Below are 6690 nucleotides of genomic sequence, written 5' to 3' on the forward strand. Positions count from 1 at the left end.
GCCCGCCCGGGTGCGGTGCGACGCCGGCCCGACCGGCTGCGCGGGCTTCTCCTCCGCCACCGACTCTCCACTTCTGCCGGACCGGAATCACGCCGGCACGCTCGACCCGGACGCGGGGCCGTCTCACATTCGCATCACCGACACCCGGCGCGCTAGTCAGGCGGCAGCGTCGTGGCCGGTTCGTCGCCACGGACGGCTCAGCCGAGGACCTGGAAGCCGAGGGCGCGGGCCATCATGACGGCCTGCACCGCGTCGACGATCGCGCCGGAGCGGTGCACGGCGGTCGGATCCAGACCGGAGAGGTCACTGCCGCGCAGGTCCGCACCGGACAGCCGGGCTCCGCGCCACTGCACGTCGGAGAGGTCGCCGCCGCTCACGGTCGCGCCGGTCAGGTCGGCACCGGAGAGGTCGGCCTCCCGCATGCGTACGCCGGTGAGGCGCGCGCCCCGCAGGTCGGCGCCGGCGAGCGTGACGAACGACCAGTCGCCGCCGTCGACGGTCAGCGGACGCAGATCGCACCGGTCGAAGCTGCTGCCCACGAACTTGCAGCCGGTGAACTCCGCCTCGAACAGGTTGCAGCGGGTGAAGACACACCGGGTGAAGGCCGAGTCGACGTGCCGGGAGACGTTGAACAGCACGTCGCCGAAGGTGCAGCCGTCGAAGACGGCACCCCGGCTGGTGGCCTCGGTCAAGTCGACGCGGTGGAAGGTGCACCCGACGAAACGCCGGTCGGTCAGCTCCTCGGCGTACCAGTCCTCGTCGTGGAAGGTGACGCCCTCGATCGGCTCCGGCATGAGGCGGAGCCTAGCCAGTGACACCGACGACCTTTCGTTCCCGGCCCGCGTACCGGCCGGTAGGTTCGGTCGGATGAGCATGGCACGCAGCATCGCGCCGGCCGAGGTCGGTTTCGACCCGGCCCGGCTGGCCCGGATCGACGCGCACTTCGGCCGGTACGTCGACGACGGCCGGCTCGCCGGTTTCCAGGTGCTGGTCACCCGGCGCGGCGAGATCGCGCACAGCGCGGCGTACGGGCTGCGCGACCGCGAGGCCGGTACGCCGGTCGAGGCGGACACGCTCTGGCGGATCTACTCCATGAGCAAGCCGATCACCTCGGTGGCGGCGATGATGCTCTGGGAGGAGGGCCGTTTCGAGCTGACCGACGAGATCGGCCGCTGGCTGCCCGAGTTCGCCGACATGCGGGTCTACTCGAAGGGCTCGACGCTGAAGCCGTACACGGTGCCGGCGATCGAGCCGATCCGGGTCTGGCACCTGCTCAGTCACACCTCCGGGCTGACGTACGGCTTCATGCAGACCTCGGTGGTCGACGGCCTGTACCGGGCCGCCGGGTACGACCTGTACCCGCCGTCGGGCGTGGACCTGGCCGAGGCCTCCCGGGTCTTCGGTGAGCTGCCACTGCTGTTCCAGCCCGGCACCGCGTGGGGCTACTCGGTCGCCACCGACGTGCTGGGCCGGCTGATCGAGGTGGTCTCCGGGCAGAGCCTGGACACCTTCCTGCGCGAACGGATGCTGGATCCGCTGGGCATGACCGACACCCGCTGGCACGTGGCGGGGGCCGACGCCGAGCGGCTGGCCGCGCTCTACGTGCCGGACCCGACCACCGGTCGGGCGGTCCGGCACGACCGGCTCGGCGACCTGGCGTACGCGAAGCCGAGTCTCCTCTCCGGCGGCGGTGGCCTGATCTCGTCGGCCGCCGACTACCACCGGTTCACCCAGATGCTGCTGCGCGGCGGCGAGCTCGACGGGGTACGCCTGCTCGGCCCGCGTACGGTGCGCCTGATGACCCGCAACCACCTGCCCGGCGGCGGTGACCTGGGCACGCTGTCCACCGGCGGGTTCGCCGAGACGACGCTGGACGGCATCGGGTTCGGCCTCGGCTTCGCGGTGGTCGACGACCCGGTGCCGAGCCGGCTGCCGAGCAGCGTGGGCGAGTACTACTGGGGCGGGGTGGCGAGCACCGCGTTCCTGGTCGACCCGGCGGAGCAGCTCACCGCCCTGCTGTTCACCCAGCTCATGCCGTCGAGCACCTGGCCGCTGCGCGCGCAGCTGAGGCAGCTCGTCTACTCCGCCCTGGTGGACTGAAGGATCGCCGTTCCACCGACGCTCCCCGGGCCCGGTCCATAGCCTGGGGTGGTGAGCAACATCGTCGTGTTCGGGGCGGGCGGCACCGCGGGTTCCCGCATCGTGGTGGAGGCGGTCGACCGGGGACACCGGGTGGTGGCCGCGGTACGCCGACCGGAGGCCGTCTCGTACCTGCCACCGGCCGTACGCGTGGTCACCGGGGACGCCACCAGCGAGCGCAGCGTACGGGAGTTGGCGCCGGACGCCGACGCGCTGGTGGTGGCGATCGGCGGTGGCGACCGTACGCTGTGGCCGGACGCGGCCCGGACGCTGCTCCACGTGCTGGGCGGGATGCCGGCCGCGCCCCGCGTGATCCACGTCGGCGGCGGGTCCACCCTGCTCACTCCGACCGGGGGCCGGTTGCTCGACGAGCCGGACTTCCCCGCCGACTACCGGGAGGCCGCGCTCGGCCAGGCCGACGCGCTGGACGTCTACCGGTCCGCTGCCGACGGTGTCACCTGGACCTACCTGTCCCCGCCGCCGCTGGAGTTCCATCCCGGCGAGCGCACCGGACGGTACCGCACCGGCACCGAGCAGCCAGTGACCGACGACGATGGCCGCAGCGCGCTCAGCTACGAGGATCTGGCGGTCGCGGTGGTCGACGAAATCGAGAGCCCGCGTTTCCGGAATATGCGGTTCACTGCCGCATACTAATTCCTCGATCTTGAGAACGAGCAGCTAGCGGGTTAGATTCGAGCCGCAGTGACCCGGGATGTTCACCCCTGACTCCCGGGTCCGTACCTCGAATCAGGAGGCTTGCTCTTGTCATCCCTCGACGACGCCGTGACACCCTCGCACGAATCGTCCAGCTCCACTGTGTTCAACCGTCGACGCATGCTCACCGTCGCACTCGGCGGGGCGGCCACCGTGGCACTCCCGGCACCGGCCTGGGCCGCCGACGACAAGCGGCCGGGCGCACACCGCCCGCCCAAGCTCACCCCCCAGGACCGCAAGGTCATCGCTCAGCTCTCCCCCCGCCGGGCGCTGGAACACCTGAAGGTGCTCTCCGAGGACATCGGCCCGCGCATCGGCGGCACCGAGTCCGAGCGCCGGGCCGCGAACTACCTCGCGGGCCAGTTCGACAAGCTGCGGTACGACACCACGCTGCAACCGTTTCCGGTGGCCGACAAGTTCCTCGCCCAGCTCAGCTCCCCCGCCGGCCTGCCCACCGACCTGAACTGGCAGGTCGGGGCCAGCGCCCACGCCGCCCTGGACACCTCGGTCACCGCCGCGGTCGTCGACGTGCGGGCCGGTGCGGCGGCGGACTTCACCGCCGACGTCGCCGGCAAGATCGTGCTGGTGGACTACGTCGCCGCCCAGCGGGAGGCGGTGGCGGCGCGGGCGGTGGCCGCCGGTGCGGCCGGTGTGGTCTTCCTCCCGGCCGACCTGGTCGAGCCGCGCCGCGCGTCGGCGTTCTCGCCCACCCTGCCCGGCTCCGCCGCCACGCCGCTGGGCATCCCGGTGGTCGGCGTCGCCCAGGCGCAGAAGCACCGGCTGCGGGCGCTGCTCGCCGCCGGACCGCTCACCCTCACCGTCGCCACCACCGCGCACCGCGGCCTGACCTCGTACAACGTGCTGGCCGAGCGGCGTGGGCGGTCCGGCGCGAACGGCCCGGTGGTCATGGTCAGCGCGCACTACGACTCGGTGATCGGCGCGCCGGGCGCCAACGACGACGGCTCCGGCACCGTGCTCTGCCTGGAACTGGCCCGGGTGCTGAAGGCGATCCCGATCAACGCCACGGTCCGGTTCGGCCTCTGGGGCTCGGAGGAGCAGGGCCTGATCGGCTCGCGCTACTACGTGCGGGAGCTGCCGCAGGTGGAGCGGGACCGGATCCTCGCCGTCTACCAGAACGACATGGTCGCCACGAGCTGGGACCCGGCGACGCGGTACTGGCTGCTCTCCTTCACCGGCGAGGCCAACCGGGCCACCGACGAGGTCTCCGCCGCGGCACTGCGGCTCGGCTACCAGCCACAGATCTCCCCGGTGACCCAGCGCGGCGCCAGTGACCACCAGTCGTTCCAGGAGGTCGGCATCGCCAGCGCCAACTTCTCCTGGCGGGGTGAGGAGTCTCCGGCGCTGCTGGAGCCGCCGTACCACAGCCCGGAGGACACCATCGCCAAGAACATCAGCCTGGAGCGGTTGCAGGTGTCAATGGAGCTGATCGGCTGCGCGACGTACGCGACGGCCGGACACTGACACCCACCACCGGGGCGGGCGGGGCACGGCGGGAGCCGTGCCCCGCCCGTCGTCAGTCGGCCAGTCGGGCCGGGAAACCGCCGGTGGCGACCGGGCCCCACGAGGTGATGGTCACCCGGATCAGCGACTTGCCCTGCCGCACCATCGCCGCCCGGTAGTCGTCCCAGTCCGGGTGTTCCCCGGAGATGCTGCGGAAGTACTCCACCAGCGGCTCCAGGGCGTCGGGCAGGTCGAGGACCTCGGCGGTGCCGTCGAGCTGCACCCAGGGTCCGTTCCAGTCGTCGGAGAGCACACACGCCGACACCCGGGGGTCGCGGCGGATGTTGGAGACTTTCGCGCGTTCCGGATAGGTGGAGATCACCAGTCGGCCGTCGGCGTCCACCCCGGCGCTGACCGGCGAGGACTGCGGCCGACCGTCCGGACGGGTGGTCATCAGCACCACCCGGTGCCGGGGGCGGACGAAGGCGAGCAGGTCGTCGCGGTCGACGCGGGTGTTACGAGCGATCGTGCGTGGCATCGTTCGTTTGTACCAGCCGTCAGCCGATCCGGCCCACGGACGACTGGCGGGGCACCCGGGGACGCGCCGAGGGTCGCCAGGCGCGGCCGTTGGCGTAGATCACCCGAAAGCCGAGGTAGGAGGCGAGCGGCGCCCAGTGCGCCGAGCCCATCCGCAGCTCGGCGGCGTTGTGCCGCCGACCGTTGGCGAGTACGTCGAGCAGCACGGTCTCGAACGCCGCCGACTCGACCCAGTCCACCTCGCGGGTGAAGCCGCAGATCAACGCCGCGCCGGTCACCTCGAGGAACTCCCGCAGCACCGACTCGGGGGCGCGCAGGACCGAACAACTGCCGAAGTAGAGCCGACGCCCCTCGCAGCGCCCGGCCATCAACTCCGCCACCTCGGTCAGCTCGACCGACTGCCAGTCGGTCAGGCACAGCCGGTTCGGCTCGCCGTGCATGGCGAAGAAGCCGAGCCGGTGGTCGGCGTACTGCTTGAGCAGCCAGCGGTCGACGAAGTAGAACAGCTCGTCCCGGGTGGCCGCGTCCTTGTGGATGAAACGGACCTTGCCCAGCCGTTCGAGCAGTTCGAGGGTGGGCAGCACCGATCCCCGCTCGTTGAGGTCCCGGTGCCACTGGCCCTCGACGCAGAAGATGCCTCCGCGTGCCACGCCCGCCTCCCCGTCGTCGCCCGCGCTGAGGTTACCGGGCCACCTCGGCCCGGCGACATCACCCGTCCTGCGGTCACCTGCGACTTTCCGTACCGTCGCGCGCCTTTGCGGCATGGCCAGGGTGAATGCCCGATTCCGTCGAATCGGATTAATTCTGGGCCAACCGACAATCGCAGGTCATCCCGAGAGGAATTCGCGTTAACCGTCACCAACCGGCCGTCGAGGTGCGAGTGTGGATTCACGGGACGGCGGTCCACGTCCCGGAATGCCACCCCATTCGCTCTCCTAGCAGGAGGACTCTCTGTGCGCGCACATCTGATGAAGCGGGCTGTCCTCGCCCTCGCCCTGGCCGTGCCAGGTGCCGCGATCGCCTCGGCGGTCGCCGCGCCGCCGGCCCATGCCGACGGCTGCTACACCTGGAACCGCACGCTGTCCCGGGGCAGCTCGGGCAGCGACGTCCGCGAGCTGCAACTGCGGATCGCCGGTTGGGCGGGCAACAACAACGTGGTGGAGCTCGACGGCCAGTACGGCCCGAAGACCGCTGCCGCCGTACGCCGTTTCCAGTCCGCGTACGGCCTACGGTCCGACGGGGTCGCCGGCCAGCAGACCTTCGCGAAGCTGTACCAGATCCAGGACAACGACTGCACCCCGCGCCACTTCACCTGGAACGAGATGGACGACGGCTGTGGCCGGGGCGGCTGGACCGGTGGTCCGCTGACCACCGCGCAGACCCGGCAGAACGCCCTGCGCACGATGTGGAAGCTGGAGGCGCTGCGCAAGAGCCTCGGCGACCAGCCGCTGGAGGTGACCAGCGGATTCCGCAGCCGCACCTGCAACAGCCAGGTGGGTGGTGCCTCGAACAGCCAGCACCTCTACGGCAACGCGGCCGACCTCGTCTCCGACAACCGCTCGCTGTGCCAGATCGCTCGCGCCGCGCGCAACCACGGCTTCAGCGGCATCATCGGCCCCGGGGTGAGTGGCCACAACTCGCACGTGCACGTGGACTCACGCCGCGAGAACAACCGCGACAACAGCACGAACAACACGTACTGGGCGGCACCCGACTGCGGGATCGCACCCGGCTACCGCTGAGTCGCGACGCCGGCCCGGGCTGGGCGGGGGGATGCCCGTACGCCCGGGCCGGCGTCGTGTCGGCGGACGAGCCCGCTCAGCTCGCCCGCGGCCAGCG

General features: G+C 71.4%; 7 protein-coding genes. 4 read left to right on the plus strand and 3 right to left on the minus strand.

Annotation, left to right across the window (positions count from 1 at the left end; genetic code table 11):
- Positions 1-197 precede the first annotated feature (197 nt).
- The gene (locus EYA84_RS23125) at positions 198-794 is read right to left on the minus strand and encodes a pentapeptide repeat-containing protein (RefSeq protein WP_131055272.1); all 597 of its coding nucleotides are present in this window, start codon (positions 792-794) and stop codon (positions 198-200) included.
- Between the two features lie 73 nt (positions 795-867).
- Here EYA84_RS23125 and EYA84_RS23130 point away from each other — a divergent pair, with 73 nt between their 5' ends.
- From EYA84_RS23130 to EYA84_RS23140, 3 genes are all read left to right on the plus strand, one after another.
- On the plus strand, positions 868-2100 hold the full coding sequence (locus EYA84_RS23130) for a serine hydrolase (RefSeq protein ID WP_131055273.1): 1233 nt from the start codon (positions 868-870) through the stop codon (positions 2098-2100).
- A gap of 51 nt (positions 2101-2151) precedes the next feature.
- Positions 2152-2793, plus strand: a complete 642-nt coding sequence (locus EYA84_RS23135) for an NAD(P)-dependent oxidoreductase (protein WP_131055275.1) — start codon at positions 2152-2154, stop codon at positions 2791-2793.
- Positions 2794-2973: 180 nt separating this feature from the next.
- A complete protein-coding gene (locus tag EYA84_RS23140) occupies positions 2974-4335 on the plus strand; it encodes a M28 family peptidase (RefSeq protein ID WP_131055277.1) in 1362 nt (453 codons plus the stop codon).
- Positions 4336-4387: 52 nt separating this feature from the next.
- Here the strand turns inward: EYA84_RS23140 and EYA84_RS23145 are convergent, their stop codons facing one another.
- Positions 4388-4852: a PPOX class F420-dependent oxidoreductase gene (locus tag EYA84_RS23145; protein WP_131055279.1), complete on the minus strand. Its 465-nt coding sequence runs from the start codon at positions 4850-4852 to the stop codon at positions 4388-4390.
- Positions 4853-4871: 19 nt separating this feature from the next.
- A complete protein-coding gene (locus EYA84_RS23150; RefSeq protein WP_131055281.1) occupies positions 4872-5501 on the minus strand; it encodes a DUF6642 family protein in 630 nt (209 codons plus the stop codon).
- A gap of 303 nt (positions 5502-5804) precedes the next feature.
- On the opposite strand from EYA84_RS23150, the gene EYA84_RS33925 reads away from it, so the two are divergent.
- On the plus strand, positions 5805-6593 hold the full coding sequence (locus EYA84_RS33925) for a M15 family metallopeptidase (RefSeq protein WP_131055283.1): 789 nt from the start codon (positions 5805-5807) through the stop codon (positions 6591-6593).
- Positions 6594-6690: the final 97 nt, after the last annotated feature.

Source organism: Verrucosispora sp. SN26_14.1 (assembly GCF_004307965.1).
Classification (GTDB): domain Bacteria; phylum Actinomycetota; class Actinomycetes; order Mycobacteriales; family Micromonosporaceae; genus Micromonospora.

Excerpts from the sequence above, each read along its gene's own strand:
- EYA84_RS23125 (WP_131055272.1), bottom strand. The coding sequence starts at position 794 with ATGCCGGAGCCGATCGAGGGCGTCACCTTCCACGACGAGGACTGGTAC.
- EYA84_RS23130 (WP_131055273.1), top strand. The coding sequence starts at position 868 with ATGAGCATGGCACGCAGCATCGCGCCGGCCGAGGTCGGTTTCGACCCG.
- EYA84_RS23140 (WP_131055277.1), top strand. The coding sequence starts at position 2,974 with ATGCTCACCGTCGCACTCGGCGGGGCGGCCACCGTGGCACTCCCGGCA.
- EYA84_RS23145 (WP_131055279.1), bottom strand. The coding sequence starts at position 4,852 with ATGCCACGCACGATCGCTCGTAACACCCGCGTCGACCGCGACGACCTG.